Here is a 17,568-nt window from a genome sequence, read left to right as displayed (position 1 = left end):
GAAATGATGAAAACGGGTTTTAATACATTAACTTACTGGAATGAATGCACGCAAGAACAGCAACAAGTGCTATTAACTCGCCCTGCTATTTCAGCATCCGGTTCAATTACAGAACAAGTTGCTAGCATCATTTCACAGGTACGCAATGATGGGGATAAAGCGCTTAAAGCACTTAGCCAAAAATTCGATAAGGCAGCGCCGGAAAGTGTATTGGTGCCAAAAACGCAAATTGATGAAGCCACAACAAGACTAAATAACGAAATAAAACAAGCAATAGCACAGGCGATGAATAATATTCGTCGTTTTCATGAAGCTCAAATTCCTAACACTATCAACGTGGAAACTCAACCTGGTGTATTTTGTCAACAAGTAAGCAGACCCATTGATGCTGTAGGACTTTATATTCCTGGTGGTTCGGCTCCATTACTTTCAACCGTAATGATGTTAGGTATCCCAGCGCGTATTGCAGGTTGTCGCAAAGTTATTCTTTGCTCACCCCCTCCTATTGCTGATGAAATTTTATATATTGCTCAACAAATTGGTATTGATGAAATATTCCAAGTGGGTGGCGCGCAGGCGATTGCCGCAATGGCGTTTGGTACAGAATCTATCCCTAAAGTAGATAAAATTTTTGGCCCCGGTAATGCTTATGTTACGGAAGCCAAACGTCAAGTCAGCCAATCGCTACAAGGTGCAGCTATTGATATGCCAGCAGGCCCTTCAGAAGTTTTGGTGATTGCTGATGCAGATGCAAATCCTGCATTCATTGCTGCTGACTTACTGTCGCAAGCAGAGCATGGCCCTGATTCACAAGTCGTATTATTAACCCCAGATGAAACATTAGCCAAAGCCGTTATTGCTGAAGCGGAAACACAACTTACTCAATTAAGCCGAGCTGAAATTGCCAAACAAGCTTTAGCTGAAAGTCGAGTCATTATTACTCGCGATCTCGATCAATGTATTGAAATCAGCAATAGCTATGGCCCTGAACACTTGATTATTCAAACTAATGATGCTGATGCACGTGTTGATAGCATTACCAGTGCCGGTTCTGTTTTTCTTGGTGCTTGGTCTCCTGAATCTGCGGGAGATTATGCTTCAGGCACTAATCATGTTCTACCGACTTATGGTTATACCTCAACCTACTCAAGTTTAGGTCTAGCTGACTTTATGAAACGCATGACTGTACAAAAACTCACAGCACAAGGTTTATCTGATTTAGCACAAACTATTGAAATACTAGCGCAAGCTGAACAATTAACCGCTCACAAAAATGCGGTCACACTTCGTGTTAATGCTTTGGCTCAGGGGAAAAATAACGATGAAAAATGAATTTGATATCACCTCACTTGCCCGAAAAAATGTACGTGAGTTAACTCCTTATCAATCTGCTAGACGTTTAGGCGGAAATGGTTCGGTTTGGTTAAATGCAAATGAATACCCTGTTGCACCTGAATTTACTTTTAATGAAAAAAATTTAAACCGTTACCCTGAGTGTCAGCCTGTTAATGTCATTAATCGTTATGCTGCATATGCAGGTGTTAATCCAAATCAAGTCTTAGTCAGTCGTGGGGCAGATGAAGCCATTGAACTACTTATTCGTGCGTTTTGCGAACCTAGTAAAGATGCTGTGCTTTATTGTCCTCCCACTTATGGCATGTATAGCGTAAGTGCAGAAACATTTGGTATAGAACAACGTGTTGTCCCTACACTTGCTGATTGGAGCCCTGACGTCAAAGCCATTGCATCAAAGCTTGATAATGTAAAACTGGTCTATATTTGTAGCCCCAATAACCCAACAGGAAACATTGTTAACCCTTCACTTATTCGTGATGTATTAGAACTCGCTAAAGGCAAAGCTATAGTTGCAGTTGATGAAGCTTATATAGAATTTTGTCCACAAGCATCAATTGTTTCATGGCTTGAAGATTATCCGAATTTAGTCATTTTGCGCACCTTATCGAAAGCATTTGCATTAGCAGGGTTGCGCTGTGGATTTACGCTTGCCAATCCACCAGTCATTGAATTATTACTAAAAGTGATCGCCCCATATCCATTGTCAACACCTGTTGCCGATATTGCAGCACAAGCATTAACTGAGGTAGGTATTGATGTGATGAAGAATCGTGTTGCTGAAATATCACGTAACAGAGCGGTCTTATCTGAAGCGTTAAAAAAATTACCGAATGTCGAGCAGGTTTATAACAGTGAAACCAACTATATTTTAGTGAAATTCACTGATGCTAATCAGGTTTTCCGTACTTTATGGGAGCAAGGGATTATTTTACGCGATCAACAACGTCAATATGGGCTTAATGGTTGCTTGCGTATTTCTATCGGTACTACCGAAGAATGTGATAGCGTGATCAACGCTATAAAAAACATTCAAACTGCAAACGTATAAAAGATAAAACGATAACAACAAAAATCGCAACTGAGGGAGCTTACCATGAGCCAAAAAATTCTTTTTATTGACCGTGATGGCACTTTAATCACCGAGCCACCTACAGATTATCAAGTTGATAGACTCGATAAACTCGCCTTTGAAAATGGTGTAATCCCCGCACTGACCGCGCTACAAAAAGCAGGTTACAAGCTTATTATGATCACTAATCAAGATGGATTAGGTACAGAAAGTTTTCCTCAAGCGGATTTCGATCCTCCACATAATTTGATGATGCAAATTTTGTCATCACAGGGAATAACTTTTGATGATGTTTTAATTTGTCCTCATAAACCTGAAGATAACTGCCCTTGTCGCAAACCTGAAACAGGGCTTGTGACACAATACTTAGTTGATGGCGCACTCGATAAAGATAACAGCTACGTTATTGGCGATAGACAAACAGATATTCAGTTAGCTGAAAATATGGGTATCAAAGGCTTACTTTATAATTCCAATGAGCTTAATTGGGCGGTCATCACAGAACAACTCACCAAAAAAGATCGCTACGCTCACGTTGAACGTAAGACAAAAGAGACGCAAATTGCTATTGATATTTGGCTTGATCGTGAAGGTGACAGCCAAATCAGCACTGGTGTTGGCTTCTTTGATCATATGCTTGATCAAATTGCCACTCACGGCGGTTTTCGTATGAACATCAATGTACAAGGCGACTTAGTGATTGACGATCACCACACTGTTGAAGACACGGGTCTTGCTTTAGGTGAAGCCCTGCGTGAAGCATTGGGTGATAAACGCGGCATTGCTCGTTTTGGTTTTACATTACCGATGGATGAATGCCTTGCAAGCTGTGCATTAGATATTTCAGGTCGCCCACACCTTGAATACAAAGCAGAATTTAAATATCAACGTGTCGGTGATCTAAGTACTGAGATGATAGAACACTTTTTCCGTTCACTCTCTTACACCATGGGTTGCACATTACACCTAAAATCGAAAGGCAAAAACGATCACCACAAAGCAGAAAGCTTATTCAAAGTCTTTGGTCGTACATTACGCCAAGCCATTCGTGTTGAAGGTAATACTTTACCAAGCTCAAAAGGTGTTCTGTGATGAAAGTGGTTATTCTCGATACAGGTTGTGCCAATTTAGCCTCCGTCGCTTATGCCGTTAAGCGACTCGGTTATGATCCCATTATTTCCTATGAAAAAAACGTTGTGCTATCTGCGGATAAACTCTTTTTACCTGGAGTGGGAACGGCTCGCGCAGCAATGGAACAACTGGAAGCACGCGAATTAATTCCTTTAATTAAAGCATTAACACAGCCTGTTTTAGGGATTTGTTTAGGCATGCAAATATTGGCTTCTCTGAGCGAAGAAGGCAAAGGTGTCCCTTTATTAGGGTTAGTTGATGGCACAATTGATAAGTTAGATACAGCTGGTTTACCATTACCTCATATGGGTTGGAATCAAGTATTAGCAAAGCCTGCCCATCCCCTTTTTCGTTCTCTTGATAACGATGCTTGGTTCTATTTTGTTCACAGCTATGGTTTAGCGTTAAATGAATCAACCATTGCCGAAACTGAATACGGCTCTCGTTTTAGTAGCGCAATTCAAAAAGATAATTTTTATGGTGTGCAATTTCACCCAGAGCGCTCAGGAAAAGCTGGGGCCCAACTTATCAAGAATTTTTTGGAGATGTAACGCGTTATGATCATTCCAGCATTAGATTTAATTGACGGAAAAGTCGTTCGCCTTCATCAAGGTGATTATGCAAAACAACGCGATTACGATGATAATCCGCTGACACGCTATCAACAATATGAAAAAGACGGTGCAAAACTCCTTCATTTAGTGGATCTAACAGGTGCAAAAGATCCTTCTGCCCGCCAAATTTCACTGTTAAAAGAGCTTGTTGCTTGTGTGAATATACCAGTACAAGTGGGTGGTGGCATTCGCACTGAAGATGATGTGAAATCATTACTCGATGCAGGGGCAAGCAGAGTTGTTATTGGCTCTACTGCAATCAGTCAGCCCGAAATGGTGAAAACTTGGTTTGAACGTTATGGTGCAGATGCCATTGTGTTAGCCCTTGATGTTCGTATTGATAAACAAGGCAAAAAATGGGTAGCAGTGAGTGGCTGGCAAGAAAATTCCCCTTATACCCTCGAAGAGATCATCGAACTTTATCAAAGTGTCGGATTAAAACATGTGTTGTGTACCGATATTTCTCGTGACGGCACATTGGCAGGCTCTAACGTTGAATTGTATACAGAAATTAGCCAACGTTTTCCTGACATTTTATTTCAAGCTTCTGGTGGTATTGGTAATTTACAAGATATCGCAGCACTTCCAGCATCTGGCGTCACTGGTATTATTGTTGGTCGAGCATTATTAGAAGGCAAATTTACATTAAAAGAGGCGATATCATGTTGGCAAAACGCATAATTCCTTGTCTTGATGTTCGTGATGGACAAGTCGTTAAAGGTGTTCAATTTCGTAATCATGAAATTATTGGAGATATTGTCCCTCTTGCTGAACGTTATGCCAAAGAAGGCGCTGACGAGCTTGTATTTTATGATATTACCGCCTCTTCTGATGGTCGAGTTGTTGATAAAAGCTGGGTGTCACGCGTCGCTGAAGTCATTGATATACCATTTTGTGTTGCTGGTGGCATTCGTTCTGTTGAAGATGCAGGAAAAATTCTCTCTTTTGGGGCAGACAAGATTTCGATCAACTCCCCTGCGCTTTCTGATCCAACATTGATTTCACGCTTGGCAGAACGCTACGGTGTGCAATGTGTTGTCGTAGGTATCGATACTTGGTTTGATGAAAAGACAGGTGAATACCTAGTTTATCAATTCACAGGTGATGAGAAACGCACTCAACAAACACACTGGAAAACACTTGATTGGGTACGTGAAGTTCAAAAGCTAGGCGCAGGTGAAATTGTTTTAAATATGATGAATCAAGATGGTGTAAGACAAGGCTATGACTTGAAACAATTAGCTCAAGTGCGCCAAGTTGCAGATGTACCTCTTATTGCCTCTGGTGGTGCTGGCGAAATGTCACACTTTCTTGATGCCTTCAAATTAGCCAATGTTGATGGCGCACTTGCAGCGTCTGTTTTTCACAAACAAATTATTAACATTAACGAATTAAAACAATATCTTGCAAAAAATGACGTTAAGGTAAGAATATAATGAATAGTGAAACATTAGCGCAATTAGATTGGGAAAAAGTGGATAATCTCATGCCAGTTATTATCCAAAATGCCATTTCAGGTGATGTATTAATGCTAGGCTACATGAATAAAGAAGCGCTAGATATGACACTAAAAAGTGGAAATATCACTTTCTATTCTCGCACTAAGCAACGTTTATGGACTAAAGGTGAAACATCAGGCAACTTTCTCAAGTTAGTCAATATTTATCCTGACTGTGATAATGATACTTTACTTATTTTAGCTAACCCGATTGGACCAACTTGCCATAATGGCACTGAAAGTTGCTTTGCTCCTGCACAAAGCCAGTGGGGATTTCTCTATGAGCTGGAGAATATATTACGTGAGCGTAAAAATGCTTCACCAGATAGCTCGTACACTGCCCGTCTTTACGCCAGCGGTACAAAACGAATAGCTCAAAAAGTTGGAGAAGAAGGTGTAGAAACCGCATTAGCCGCCACAGTTAATGACAGAGAAGAGTTAAGAAACGAAGCCTCTGATTTGCTCTATCACTTAATGGTATTGTTACAAGACCAATCATTATCACTCTCTGATGTCATTGGTTGCCTGCAAGAGCGTCATAAAAAAGCCGAATAATTTCTAGCTAATTAATCCTCTCTAGAGCTACCAAACGAGAAAGTAACATATAAACAAAAAAGCACCTCAACGAGAAATTTTGAGGTGCTTTTATTACTTAGTTAAGACATAAAATAACAAGTATCAGTTGTTATTTATGTCTTGAGCATTACATAGCTTGGCGGAATAACTCGATAACATCACTTTCAGTACCCTGAACAGGGTTAGTGATTGCACAAGCATCTTTCAGCGCATTTTCAGCTAATGTTTTGAAATCTTCTTCTTTCACGCCTAATTCTTTTAGACCAGCTGGAATACCCACATCTTTAGCCATTTTACGAATTTCTTCGATACATGCTTGAGCACCTTGCTCATCGCTCATTGCAGAAACATCAACACCCATTGCTTGTGCGATATCTTTTAAGCGACCCGCGGCGGCTTGGATGTTATAAGCTTGAACATGTGGTAATAAAACCGCATTACACACACCATGAGGTAAGTTATAGAAACCACCTAATTGGTGAGCCATAGCATGTACATAACCTAAAGAAGCGTTATTAAATGCCATACCTGCTAAGAATTGAGCGTAAGCCATGTTTTCACGAGCTTGTGCATCACCACCATTATCAACAACTTTACGTAAAGACTCGCTGATCATAGTAACTGCTTTTAATGCACACGCGTCGGTGATTGGGTTTGCAGCGATTGAGACATACGCTTCCACCGCATGAGTTAATGCATCCATACCTGTTGCAGCGGTTAAGCCTTTTGGCATACCAATCATTAATTCTGAGTCATTTACAGATAAGATTGGAGTGACGTTTTTATCAACGATAGCCATTTTGATATGACGCGCTGTATCTGTGATGATACAAAAACGTGTCATTTCTGATGCAGTACCTGCAGTGGTATTGATTGAAATCAGTGGTAATTGAGGTTTAGCTGAACGATCAACACCTTCGTAATCTGCAATTTTTCCACCATTAGAAGCCACTAACGCGATACCTTTAGCGCAATCATGTGGAGAACCACCGCCTAAAGAAATCACACAGTCACATTGATTTTCTTTCAGCAGAGCTAAACCCGCTTCTACGTTCTCAACAGTAGGGTTTGGTGCAGTTCCGTCATAAGTTACGCTAGAAATACCAGCTTCTGTCAGTAACTTACTGACTTTATCAACAACACCCAGTTGATTTAAAATGCTATCAGTGACGATCAACGCTTTATGAAAACCGAAGTCTTTCATTGAACTTACAGCATCAGCAAGGCAACCAGCACCAATTTTATTTACAGAAGGGATATAGAATGTTGAAACTGCCATTATTGACTTCCTTTTTAGTAATTAAATCTACGTTTTAATATGTTCTATTCTTTTTGTTCTTAAATTGATCATCATCAAAATAATGAATAAATATCAATTTGTTTATCATGTTATTACAGGTAATTAAATAAAGAAGCCCAATTACCCTATTAATTCAATAGGATAATACTATTAACATATTATCATTTGTAACAAAATAATTTGAAAAGCTTATCAAAATAATCAAAACCAGCCATAAACATCACAGCAGAATATTTTTTTTAAAGTCGTATAATGACCTTAAATAAATAACTTATTAATCAGGAGTCATTGATGTCTTTGACTATTTTCGAGCAACTTACTGCTTTATTAGATAAAAACCATGCGACTTATCGTGTAATGGAACACCCTACCGCAGGTCGTTCTGAAGAAGTTGCAAAAATTAGAGGAACACAATTAGGACAGGGAGCAAAAGGACTTGTTTGTCATATAAAAGGTAACGGTATTAAACAACATGTTCTTGCGATATTACCCGCCGATAAACAAGCCGATCTATCAAAACTCGCTCATCAAATTGGTGGAACAAGGGCATCTCTAGCAAGCCCTAAAGAAGTTGACGATCTTACCCAATGTGTATTTGGTGCTATTCCTCCCTTTAGTTTTCACCCTGCATTAAAGCTTGTGGCTGACCCTCTACTTTTTGAACGTTTTGATGAACTCGCTTTTAATGCAGGCACATTAGAACGCTCAATTATTCTTAATACACAAGATTACAAACGTATTGCACAACCTGAATTAATTTCTTTTATTCGCGAAGAAAGCGAGTAATAAAAAGAGCTAATTTATTTTTAACAATTACCCTAGCCATTATTCAGTTAAGGGTAATTGTTATCATGATATCGATTCTTATTGTATATATAGATTTACATGCCAAAAGGTAATATTTAGATTATGTGATCAAAAACCTTGCCGATATTTAATACCAATAATAACTTAAAAAGCAGAATTTATCTCACCAATTCCACATTATCTTACCTTTAACGCCAATAAATGTACGAAATAGATTTTTTTACTATTTTTTTCGATTCAGCACTCAATAATTAACTAAATAGATTTTATGTTATTGACCTAAATTACTCATACATTTAAGTTAGCATCAATAAAAATACAATAATGTAAAATTATATTTACATCTCAGTTATTTCTAACATACAAATAAATATATAAATAATGTACCAATAGGTGCAGGGAAATCTTCATGCAAACTTCAACTCAAAAACAACCGCTTTATAAAGTATTATACGTGCAAGTGATTGTTGCCATTTTACTCGGTATCTTACTTGGACATTTTTATCCTGACGTTGGTGAATCTTTTAAACCTCTTGGTGATGGATTTATCAAAATTGTAAAAATGATCATCGCACCAGTTATCTTCTTAACTGTCGTAACGGGTATTGCTGGTATGAATAATATGAAAGCAGTAGGTACAGTTGCGGGTAAATCCATGGCTTACTTCCTGACTTTCTCTACCATTGCATTAATTATTGGTTTAATTGTTGCAAACGTTATTCGCCCTGGTGATGGTCTCAATATTTCCCCAGCCTCATTAGATGCGAGCAAAGTAGAAAGTTATGTAGCAAAAGCGCATGACTCATCAATTGTTGGCTTCTTAATGAATATTATTCCTGACACGGTTATTAGCCCATTAGTTAATGGAAATATCTTACAAGTACTGTTTGTTTCTGTGGTTTTTGGTATTGCCTTAGCGTCTATCGGTACTCGTGGTGAGCCAGTTCTTAAGTTTTTACAAAACTTCTCTGAACCTGTATTCAAAATGGTCGGTATGCTAATGAAATTAGCCCCTATCGGTGCTTTTGGTGCAATGGCCTTTACTATTGGTAAATATGGTATTTCATCAATCAGTAACTTGGTATTACTTGTTCTGACTTTCTATATAACTTCATTATTATTCGTTCTTGTCGTGTTAGGTGCTGTTGCAAAATATAATGGCTTCTCTATTCTCTCTTTAATTAAATATATTAAAGATGAACTTTGGTTAGTATTAGGTACATCTTCTTCGGAAGCTGCTTTACCTAGCTTAATGCGTAAAATGGAAAATGTAGGTTGTAAAAAATCCGTTGTCGGCTTAGTTATTCCAACAGGTTATTCCTTTAACTTAGACGGCACTAACATCTATATGACCATGGCAGCTCTATTTATTGCACAAGCTACTGGTATCGATCTTTCATTAACAGAACAAATTACACTACTTTTAGTTGCAATGATCAGTTCAAAAGGTGCGGCTGGTGTTACTGGTGCAGGCTTTATTACTTTAGCCGCAACCTTATCCGTTGTACCGAGTGTTCCTGTCGCAGGTATGGCATTAATTCTAGGTATTGATCGCTTTATGTCAGAGTGTCGTGCATTAACCAATCTTGTGGGCAATGCTTGCGCTTGTATCGTTGTTGCTCGTTGGGAAAATGCCTTAGATAAAGAAAGAATGAATGATGTCTTTAGTGGCAGAACATCAAGTGAATTTATTGAGGATGCTCCATTAGCTCCTATTGAAATTGAATCTGATAATGCAATTAAAATTCCAGTGAAATAAAGACCATTTTTTATAATCCATAAAAGAGCACATATGTGCTCTTTTATTTTTTATATTCCTTACCACTACGAATAAACACTTATCTTTTTTATAATTTATTTATTATTTTCTCTTTTTCTCATAGATTATTTCCTGCTTATTTTTATAATTTTTTAATTTATAAATTAAGGACAAATTTGTGAATATATTAAAAGATCTGATAAAAAAACAATATTCTCTAAAACTTTTATTTTTCAAATATTGGCTGGGTGGCTCTGCCATAATAATTCTTAGTAGTGTTATTCTTTTTTATACAGCTGTTGTACCACTCATTCAAATTGAAGTATTTTCTTTAAATATCGCTATTTATTTTGTTGCGTTTGCTTTGGCAATAAAAATACTATTTTCTGTAATCACGCTACCTCGTTTTTTTATCTTAGTGAGAGATACTTCAGAGTTTCCCGCAATACTCGCCTTTATTATTGTTCTTTCTGAATGCTTATTTATTTGTTGGTTAGAGTTTATTTATATTGAAGGATTTATCAGTGGTTCATTTTTCCCTTAAAAACAAATGCAATAAAAACAAATAATTGCAAGCCAATTCCTCCTCTACCTCTCACTACCCATATTTTTTACATTTAAATCATTTTATTCACCAAAAATCAAAGCCAAACACACATAATTTTAAAGAAATACAATAAATTAAAACAAACCATAATTTCATTAACTTATTGATTTAAGAAAAATAAATCTCACAAATGGCGATAAATTGAAATTAAATCTAATTTTTTAGATGAAGAGCACAATATTTGATAAAATCAACTTTATTTTATTGACCTGATTTACTCATACCTTTAAGTTACCTGTCACAACAAAATAAATGTAAATAATAATTTACATCATAATTTCTTTTTTATTTAGTCAATATCTTTCAGTTACAGGGAATTTTTATGCAGACTTCATCCCGCAAGCTCCCCTTTTATCGTGTGTTATATATCCAAGTTATTATTGCTATCATTTTCGGTATTCTATTAGGACATTTTTACCCTGATATTGGTGAGTCATTCAAACCTTTGGGTGATGGATTTATCAAAATAGTAAAAATGATCATCGCACCTGTTATCTTTCTAACCGTAGTGACCGGCATTGCTGGTATGAACAATATGAAAGCAGTCGGAAAAGTAGCGGGTAAATCAATGATTTACTTTCTCACATTTTCTACAATTGCACTTGTTATTGGATTAATCACTGCCAATATTATTCGCCCTGGTGACGGTTTAAATATCTCTCCTGAATCATTAGACAGTAGCCGAGTAGAAATGTATGTCACTCAGGCGCACAGCTCTTCTCTTGTTGATTTTTTCATGAATATCATCCCTGATACTATCGTTAGTCCATTAGTTAACGGTAATATCTTACAAGTGCTGTTTGTTTCTGTAGTTTTTGGTCTGGCATTAGCATCAATAGGTTCACGGGGTGAACCTGTATTAAATTTCTTACAGCATCTTTGTGAACCTGTTTTTAAGATGGTTGGTATGCTAATGAAGTTAGCACCTATTGGTGCCTTTGGTGCAATGGCTTTTACGATAGGTAAATATGGTATTTCCTCCATTGGAAATTTAATGTTGTTGGTAATTACTTTTTATTTAACAGCATTACTTTTCGTATTGGTCGTTTTGGGTGCGGTTGCTAAATATAATGGCTTTTCTATTCTCTCTTTAATTAAATACATAAAAGATGAACTTTGGTTAGTATTAGGTACTTCTTCGTCTGAAGCCGCACTACCTACATTAATGAGTAAAATGGAAAAACTGGGTTGTAAAAAATCCGTTGTCGGTTTAGTTATTCCAACTGGTTACTCCTTTAATTTAGATGGCACTAATATCTATATGACCATGGCGGCATTATTTATCGCTCAAGCAACAGGCGTTGATTTGTCATTAACAGAACAAATTACATTACTGTTTGTTGCCATGATCAGCTCAAAAGGTGCAGCAGGTGTTACAGGAGCCGGTTTCATTACTCTTGCAGCAACATTATCGGTTGTTCCTAGTGTTCCCGTTGCGGGTATGGCTTTGATACTAGGTATTGACCGCTTTATGTCAGAATGTCGCGCATTGACCAATCTTGTTGGCAATGCTTGCGCCTGTATTGTTGTTGCTCGCTGGGAAAATGCCTTAGACAAAGAGAGAATGAATGATGTTTTTAGTGGAAGAATATCAATAGAAAACAAGCTAGATACTGATTTAGTATTAGATGAAATAAATGAAAAAACACATTATATAAAAGCATCTGAACAATAGTTTTTATATTTTTTAATAAAAAATAAAAAGAGAGTATTTAAGCACTCTCTTTTTATTAAATAATCGCCATATATTTTTCCGATGATTTGACTGTCATAGGTAAACTTTGTCGTGCTAGTTGGTAATTAACGGATGATGATCCCGCTAAAGAGATCTATCAAAAGATTACACTTGAATATTGGCGATACAATTTTCCTCAATAGTGTGAAGATTAACAAGACATTAATCCTAAACCTGATTTTTAACGCCTATTTTATCAAGTCTAAATAATGTGGTTAGATCAAAGTAAAACTGGCTATCCTAATGAAAAAATTAAGAATATTCACTGCCCTGTGTGAGTCTACCGTGGTGATAATGATATGCTGGTTTCTTTATCTCATTCACAAGAAATCGTTGATAATATTGAACCTGCCTCATTACTGAATGTGCCCTTTATTTCACATGTTGTACATGAGGAAAAACCTCAATGGCTAGCGAATATTTTTAATGATTTTTTTAATTTTCATTATAAAAATAAATAAAATTTTTATAATTGATGTGCTAAACAACACTTTGTTGCCTCATTCATTCTTACCTACCCGTAATTAATAAGTATTTTTTATATACCACATTGGAAATTTTACCTTTAAGAACTTTCTTATGTTTTCATCTCGCAAAACAACTGTATATTTATACAGCTTTATATGGATTTGAAGTTATTTACTAAACAAAGGAATATATTATGAGTAATGAAATTAGTGTATATAAAATGATGAGCAGTTCCCCTTCTATTTATGCAGAAGTGAATGAAAATAGAGGGAAATTTGATCTATCCCTTATGAGTAACAATGAAGTTATTGAAAAAATCAGCGGCATACAGTGCGGACAGACTTTTTATATCAATGCACCTGGAACTTATACCGTACTGGTTAATTATACTGACGGTAAACACACCTCTAATGAAGTCGTTTTTCAGCCATCAGAATTTATTAAGGAAAAAATAACTCCTTTATTTTCAATGCTAGAGAATAAATTATCTTCACTTTCAGAACCAGTGATTAATGAGAATGATAAATTCTCAATTCAAATAAAAATAAATAAAGGAAAAAAATCAAAATTAGATAAATTACTGAAAAAAGAACGTGGATTTTTTGATTTAGAAAAAGTGGTTATTGATTTATCCTCATTTCAAAAAGATCACCCTATTCACAACTTTGAGTATTATACTTTAAAAAGTACGCTCTCTGTTAATGATGTAAAAATTGTCGCAGATAAATTAGAAGCGGACAGTGATATTGTCTATGTCTCTATCACTCCTGATAGTATTAAATTATTAGAATCTAATAACATAAAACAAAGCGCTTTTAATTTAGATAAAGCGACTACTGAAGTGACACCTGATCTTTCTTATTATCAAAAATATCTCGATGAACCCTATCAAGGTATGAATGTACGAAAGGCTTGGGCTAAAGAAAATACAGGTCAATTAGCTGTAATCCGACATATTGATTTTGGTGTTAATAGTTTTCATGAAGACCTTCAAAATAAAAATATTACTGTTGTTACTAATAATGGTACAACCAAAGAAGAAATATTAAAAAATATTCATGGTACAGGTTCTGTTGGTGTTATATCAGCTGAAAATAATGGTTTTGGAATGACGGGCATTGCTCATTCTGCAAAACTATATTCTTATTATATTCACCAAATGAGTACTGTTTTAAGTGATTCCAGACCTGGAGACATTGTTAGTTATGAATACTGTGCATGGAATCATGAAAAAAAAATGGTTCCAGCATCCATGTATAAATCATTCTGGGATACCATTTATAACCTAACTCAAAAAGGTGTTATTGTTCTCAATACCGCAGGTAATTCAAACGTTAATTTATCTGATCCCTCACAATTTATAGATTACGGTGATAATGGTGGCATATTAGTGGGTGCTTGTATGCCTAATGATGGAAGTAAAGCTGGTTTTTCAAATTATGGTCACTCCACCTCATTAGTGAATTCATGGGGCTTTCAAGTAGCAACTACAGGAGGTGGCTCTTTATATAATCGAGATAATGATCCTACTACCACATATACTGCTAAATTTAATGGCACTTCAAGTGCCGCACCTTTATGTGCAAGTGCTCTTGGATTATTACAATCTCATGCCAAAAGTATGGGCATTATGTTAACACCAGAGAGTATGAGAGCATTATTAAAAAAATCCAGTTACACTGAAGGAGTAAAAGATGGAATTGGTGTTAGACCTAATGTCGATCAATTAATGGGAGAGCTAGATAAAGAAATTCTGGCTCCACTCGTAAATATAAATCCCTTTTCATATTCATCTAATTATTTAAATCTTAATTCTTCATTTAAACTTAAGGAATATAAACTAGAAAACCTTCCATTCTATTATCAATATACGGATTTACCACACAATGGTATTATTGCACATTATCCACAACAAGGTCCTTCTAAATTAGAATGGTGGGATCAAAGTAAAACATCAAGCCAAGTGAAAATTCCAATATCTGATAGTGATGGGAATGTATCTGTATTATATTTAACAGTACATAAATGGAATGATTCTGGTTTATTTGCTATGAATACAGCCGCTGCACCTGATAACTCGACGGGCTCAAATTTCAGAATAAGATTGATATATGATCCTGCAAAAAACACACATTTAAATACAACAAAATACAGTGGGGTTTTTCCTGTTTATATTAACTCTTGGGGGCATCGAGAATATAAATTGCCTGTAAGAATTAATATTCATATAGAATAAAATTAATACCCTACCGTTCTGATTTAATTGAGTTAATAAAAAGGTGCTTAATTTAGCACCTTTTATTATATTTATGGCTAAAGCCATTATAAAAAACTTCACTCAATAAAGTAAGGTTTAAATCAAAAACTTAAAATCTAAATATCTGTGATAATTTCACTTTGTGGTAATCTTGATTTTGGCAAATTGTAATTGAAATCATCTTCTTCTCTATAACCTAATGCAACAATTGTCACGGCATGAAGACCTTTATCATTTAAAGAAAATGTTGAATCTATTTTTGATAGATCAAAACCTTCCATTGGAAGAGCATCTATTCCTAACGTTGCCGCACCTAGTAATAATGATCCCATATTCAAATAAACCTGCTTCTCTATCCAATGAGATAAATCGCCAAGTTGTTTTTCATGTAGATTAACAAAAAATGATCTTGCAAGGTTATTTTGCTCTTTAAATTCGACTGCTGGATACCGTCCTGCTTTATCTTCTAATTCAAGCAAATGAGAGAGATATTCTTCAGTTAATGTATTTCTTGCACACATAACTACAACATGTGAAGCACTTAATATTTTCTCTTTATTGAACTCATATCCACCCTCTGTTGAGCTGGCAATTTTCTGCTTCGCTTCATCCGTTTTTGCGATGATAAAATGCCACGGTTGAGTATTCACACTTGATGGGCTTAGTTGTAATAATGCTTTAATTTGTTCTAATTCTTGCTCAGGGATCACTTTGTTTTTATCAAAATGTTTTGTCGCATAACGTGTTTTCAATATATTTAATAAATTCATTTATTACACCTATTCCAAATAAGACACTTGTATCTGTGCCATTTTAATAATAATTTACCATCTCGCAAGTACGTACAATTTATGTATATAGGGTACAAATGGATACTGTTAAAAAGAATAGATATAACGACTACACCTATGATGGATGCCCGGTTGAAGCCTCTTTAGAGCTGATGGGAGGAAAAGGAAAAGGCATGATCCTTTACCATTTACAGGGAAAAATACTGCGATTTAATGAGCTAAAAAGAAAACTTATTTCAATAACACCTAGAATGCTAACTAAACAGTTACGTGAACTTGAATCTGACGGGCTTATCGAGCGCAAAGTGTATGCTGAAATTCCGCCCAAAGTTGAATATAAACTCAGCGAGGATGGAGAATCACTCTCTCACGTTTTAGCAGCACTACAAAGCTGGGGAGAAGAAAGAGCAATTCCTATATTAAAAAGATCTGCCAATAGAAAATGATAACACTTTCCTTAATTAGAATATTAATTTCTTTAAGAAATTAATATTCTTCTATATTTCTGAGAAAAAACATTTAACATCATTTATAAAATTTAATTTAGGAAAATAATACCCATTAAATGGGTAATTTAAATATAAAATAAAATAAAAACAAGTCTTATAATGATGTAATTTAGATAAATATATTACATAAAAAACGAATACATCTTATTTCTCTATCTTATTATGATAAAAACTTTATTTATATAAAATAAAAACATAATTTATTGATTTTCAATCCTTTAATAATAATTACTCTCTTATAGAAATTCACTATTATTAAGTTGATTTATATAGAAAAAACCAATTTCATTTATTTTAAGATGATATATATATTAGTAAAATAACGTAGTTAATCTGTTATAAAATTATATTCTAGTATTTTTATATAAAAACGTGGCTACTACTTTTATTTATTAATTACTATTTTAGAGAGTTTCTATGAAGAAAACTTTTTTGAGTACATCATTAGCTATCGCATTGAGCTTAACAGTAGGTACAGTATTTGCTGACGATAATACGGGTACTATAAATTTTAATGGTCTATTAACAACAACAACTTGTAAAGTTGATATAGAAGGACAAGGACCTAATGCAACCATTACTTTACCTACAGTAAGTACAAATGTATTAACTCAAGCTGGTCAAGTAACTGGCCGGACTGCATTTAATATGAATCTACACGATTGCGAAAATGTAATTCCTACTATTACTATTTGGAGAATGAATTCAGATTCAAGCGATGTTACTCACAGTCTTGTCTCAGCATTTTTTGAAGCAGGGGTCACCGTTGATCCAGTGACTGGACGACTTAAAAATATGGATACCAGTGCTACAGGTGCTACTTTTGTTAATTTACAATTACTAGATGGTAGTAATAATTTTGCTCCAATTAAAGTTGGTAGTACCTCACAAGTCACTAATACATCTTATGTAGACATTGATTCTGATACATTTTCAGCAACATTACCTTATGCTGTTGAATACTACGCAACAGGTACAACAACTGCTGGTAAAGTTAATAGTAGTGTTGTTTATACTCTGCAATATAAGTAATTGGATATTTATTTTCATTAAATAAAAAAGGTGCTGTATTACCAGCACCCCAAAATATT

At 35.4% G+C, this 17,568-nt stretch carries 17 protein-coding genes; 15 read left to right on the top strand and 2 right to left on the bottom strand.

Annotation, left to right across the window (positions count from 1 at the left end):
* The first annotated feature begins 3 nt into the window (after window positions 1-3).
* Genes hisD through hisIE form a run of 7 tightly spaced genes read left to right on the top strand, consistent with a single transcriptional unit; the run spans window position 4 to window position 6,223 of the window.
* The gene (gene hisD / locus LW139_RS06260; RefSeq protein ID WP_247850782.1) at window positions 4-1,332 is read left to right on the top strand and encodes a histidinol dehydrogenase; all 1,329 of its coding nucleotides are present in this window, start codon (window positions 4-6) and stop codon (window positions 1,330-1,332) included.
* On the top strand, window positions 1,322-2,404 hold the full coding sequence (hisC, locus tag LW139_RS06255; protein WP_247850780.1) for a histidinol-phosphate transaminase: 1,083 nt from the start codon (window positions 1,322-1,324) through the stop codon (window positions 2,402-2,404). The genes hisD and hisC overlap by 11 nt, the downstream gene beginning before the upstream one ends.
* 45 nt (window positions 2,405-2,449) lie before the next feature.
* Complete coding sequence (gene hisB / locus LW139_RS06250) at window positions 2,450-3,517, top strand: bifunctional histidinol-phosphatase/imidazoleglycerol-phosphate dehydratase HisB (protein ID WP_109410080.1); 1,068 nt, start codon at window positions 2,450-2,452, stop codon at window positions 3,515-3,517.
* Complete coding sequence (gene hisH / locus LW139_RS06245) at window positions 3,517-4,107, top strand: imidazole glycerol phosphate synthase subunit HisH (protein WP_109410081.1); 591 nt, start codon at window positions 3,517-3,519, stop codon at window positions 4,105-4,107. The genes hisB and hisH overlap by 1 nt, the downstream gene beginning before the upstream one ends.
* 6 nt (window positions 4,108-4,113) lie before the next feature.
* Window positions 4,114-4,851 carry a 1-(5-phosphoribosyl)-5-[(5-phosphoribosylamino)methylideneamino]imidazole-4-carboxamide isomerase gene (gene hisA / locus LW139_RS06240; protein ID WP_109410082.1) on the top strand — a complete coding sequence of 246 codons (738 nt, stop codon included), beginning with the start codon at window positions 4,114-4,116 and terminating at the stop codon, window positions 4,849-4,851.
* The gene (gene hisF / locus LW139_RS06235; RefSeq protein WP_109410083.1) at window positions 4,833-5,606 is read left to right on the top strand and encodes an imidazole glycerol phosphate synthase subunit HisF; all 774 of its coding nucleotides are present in this window, start codon (window positions 4,833-4,835) and stop codon (window positions 5,604-5,606) included. The genes hisA and hisF overlap by 19 nt, the downstream gene beginning before the upstream one ends.
* Window positions 5,606-6,223: a bifunctional phosphoribosyl-AMP cyclohydrolase/phosphoribosyl-ATP diphosphatase HisIE gene (gene hisIE, locus LW139_RS06230; RefSeq protein WP_413685624.1), complete on the top strand. Its 618-nt coding sequence runs from the start codon at window positions 5,606-5,608 to the stop codon at window positions 6,221-6,223. Before hisF ends, hisIE begins: the two co-directional genes overlap by 1 nt.
* 148 nt (window positions 6,224-6,371) lie before the next feature.
* On the opposite strand, the gene yiaY is transcribed toward hisIE, so the two are convergent.
* Window positions 6,372-7,523 carry an L-threonine dehydrogenase gene (gene yiaY / locus LW139_RS06225; RefSeq protein ID WP_166539071.1) on the bottom strand — a complete coding sequence of 384 codons (1,152 nt, stop codon included), beginning with the start codon at window positions 7,521-7,523 and terminating at the stop codon, window positions 6,372-6,374.
* Window positions 7,524-7,835: 312 nt separating this feature from the next.
* On the opposite strand from yiaY, the gene LW139_RS06220 reads away from it, so the two are divergent.
* The 6 genes from LW139_RS06220 (at window position 7,836) to LW139_RS06195 (ending at window position 15,156) form a co-directional block, all read left to right on the top strand.
* Window positions 7,836-8,330 carry a YbaK/prolyl-tRNA synthetase associated domain-containing protein gene (locus LW139_RS06220; protein WP_166539070.1) on the top strand — a complete coding sequence of 165 codons (495 nt, stop codon included), beginning with the start codon at window positions 7,836-7,838 and terminating at the stop codon, window positions 8,328-8,330.
* 430 nt (window positions 8,331-8,760) lie between these two features.
* Complete coding sequence (locus LW139_RS06215) at window positions 8,761-10,110, top strand: dicarboxylate/amino acid:cation symporter (protein WP_227336627.1); 1,350 nt, start codon at window positions 8,761-8,763, stop codon at window positions 10,108-10,110.
* A gap of 178 nt (window positions 10,111-10,288) precedes the next feature.
* Complete coding sequence (locus LW139_RS06210) at window positions 10,289-10,654, top strand: hypothetical protein (protein WP_227336626.1); 366 nt, start codon at window positions 10,289-10,291, stop codon at window positions 10,652-10,654.
* 385 nt (window positions 10,655-11,039) lie between these two features.
* Window positions 11,040-12,392 carry a dicarboxylate/amino acid:cation symporter gene (locus LW139_RS06205; protein ID WP_208105077.1) on the top strand — a complete coding sequence of 451 codons (1,353 nt, stop codon included), beginning with the start codon at window positions 11,040-11,042 and terminating at the stop codon, window positions 12,390-12,392.
* Between the two features lie 359 nt (window positions 12,393-12,751).
* The gene (locus LW139_RS06200; RefSeq protein WP_166539067.1) at window positions 12,752-12,913 is read left to right on the top strand and encodes a hypothetical protein; all 162 of its coding nucleotides are present in this window, start codon (window positions 12,752-12,754) and stop codon (window positions 12,911-12,913) included.
* A gap of 200 nt (window positions 12,914-13,113) precedes the next feature.
* Window positions 13,114-15,156, top strand: a complete 2,043-nt coding sequence (locus LW139_RS06195) for a S8 family serine peptidase (protein WP_247850778.1) — start codon at window positions 13,114-13,116, stop codon at window positions 15,154-15,156.
* 137 nt (window positions 15,157-15,293) lie between these two features.
* Here the strand turns inward: LW139_RS06195 and nfsB are convergent, their stop codons facing one another.
* The gene (gene nfsB / locus LW139_RS06190) at window positions 15,294-15,947 is read right to left on the bottom strand and encodes an oxygen-insensitive NAD(P)H nitroreductase (protein WP_227336623.1); all 654 of its coding nucleotides are present in this window, start codon (window positions 15,945-15,947) and stop codon (window positions 15,294-15,296) included.
* Between the two features lie 98 nt (window positions 15,948-16,045).
* On the opposite strand from nfsB, the gene LW139_RS06185 reads away from it, so the two are divergent.
* Both LW139_RS06185 and LW139_RS06180 read left to right on the top strand, forming a co-directional pair.
* A complete protein-coding gene (locus LW139_RS06185; protein WP_109410089.1) occupies window positions 16,046-16,414 on the top strand; it encodes a winged helix-turn-helix transcriptional regulator in 369 nt (122 codons plus the stop codon).
* A gap of 480 nt (window positions 16,415-16,894) precedes the next feature.
* The gene (locus LW139_RS06180) at window positions 16,895-17,509 is read left to right on the top strand and encodes a fimbrial protein (RefSeq protein ID WP_166539064.1); all 615 of its coding nucleotides are present in this window, start codon (window positions 16,895-16,897) and stop codon (window positions 17,507-17,509) included.
* The last annotated feature ends 59 nt before the right edge of the window (window positions 17,510-17,568 follow it).

The organism is Proteus vulgaris (assembly GCF_023100685.1).
GTDB lineage: Bacteria > Pseudomonadota > Gammaproteobacteria > Enterobacterales > Enterobacteriaceae > Proteus.
Note: the sequence above shows the minus strand (reverse complement) of the source record. Positions and strands in the feature narration are given on the sequence as shown.

What these genes read in the sequence shown, in the direction of transcription:
- hisD (WP_247850782.1), top strand. Translation starts at nt 4, where the DNA reads ATGATGAAAACGGGTTTTAATACATTAACTTACTGGAATGAATGCACG.
- hisC (WP_247850780.1), top strand. Translation starts at nt 1,322, where the DNA reads ATGAAAAATGAATTTGATATCACCTCACTTGCCCGAAAAAATGTACGT.
- hisB (WP_109410080.1), top strand. Translation starts at nt 2,450, where the DNA reads ATGAGCCAAAAAATTCTTTTTATTGACCGTGATGGCACTTTAATCACC.
- hisH (WP_109410081.1), top strand. Translation starts at nt 3,517, where the DNA reads ATGAAAGTGGTTATTCTCGATACAGGTTGTGCCAATTTAGCCTCCGTC.
- hisA (WP_109410082.1), top strand. Translation starts at nt 4,114, where the DNA reads ATGATCATTCCAGCATTAGATTTAATTGACGGAAAAGTCGTTCGCCTT.
- hisF (WP_109410083.1), top strand. Translation starts at nt 4,833, where the DNA reads ATGTTGGCAAAACGCATAATTCCTTGTCTTGATGTTCGTGATGGACAA.
- hisIE (WP_413685624.1), top strand. Translation starts at nt 5,606, where the DNA reads ATGAATAGTGAAACATTAGCGCAATTAGATTGGGAAAAAGTGGATAAT.
- yiaY (WP_166539071.1), bottom strand. Translation starts at nt 7,523, where the DNA reads ATGGCAGTTTCAACATTCTATATCCCTTCTGTAAATAAAATTGGTGCT.
- LW139_RS06220 (WP_166539070.1), top strand. Translation starts at nt 7,836, where the DNA reads ATGTCTTTGACTATTTTCGAGCAACTTACTGCTTTATTAGATAAAAAC.
- LW139_RS06215 (WP_227336627.1), top strand. Translation starts at nt 8,761, where the DNA reads ATGCAAACTTCAACTCAAAAACAACCGCTTTATAAAGTATTATACGTG.
- LW139_RS06205 (WP_208105077.1), top strand. Translation starts at nt 11,040, where the DNA reads ATGCAGACTTCATCCCGCAAGCTCCCCTTTTATCGTGTGTTATATATC.
- LW139_RS06200 (WP_166539067.1), top strand. Translation starts at nt 12,752, where the DNA reads ATGCTGGTTTCTTTATCTCATTCACAAGAAATCGTTGATAATATTGAA.
- LW139_RS06195 (WP_247850778.1), top strand. Translation starts at nt 13,114, where the DNA reads ATGAGTAATGAAATTAGTGTATATAAAATGATGAGCAGTTCCCCTTCT.
- nfsB (WP_227336623.1), bottom strand. Translation starts at nt 15,947, where the DNA reads ATGAATTTATTAAATATATTGAAAACACGTTATGCGACAAAACATTTT.
- LW139_RS06185 (WP_109410089.1), top strand. Translation starts at nt 16,046, where the DNA reads ATGGATACTGTTAAAAAGAATAGATATAACGACTACACCTATGATGGA.
- LW139_RS06180 (WP_166539064.1), top strand. Translation starts at nt 16,895, where the DNA reads ATGAAGAAAACTTTTTTGAGTACATCATTAGCTATCGCATTGAGCTTA.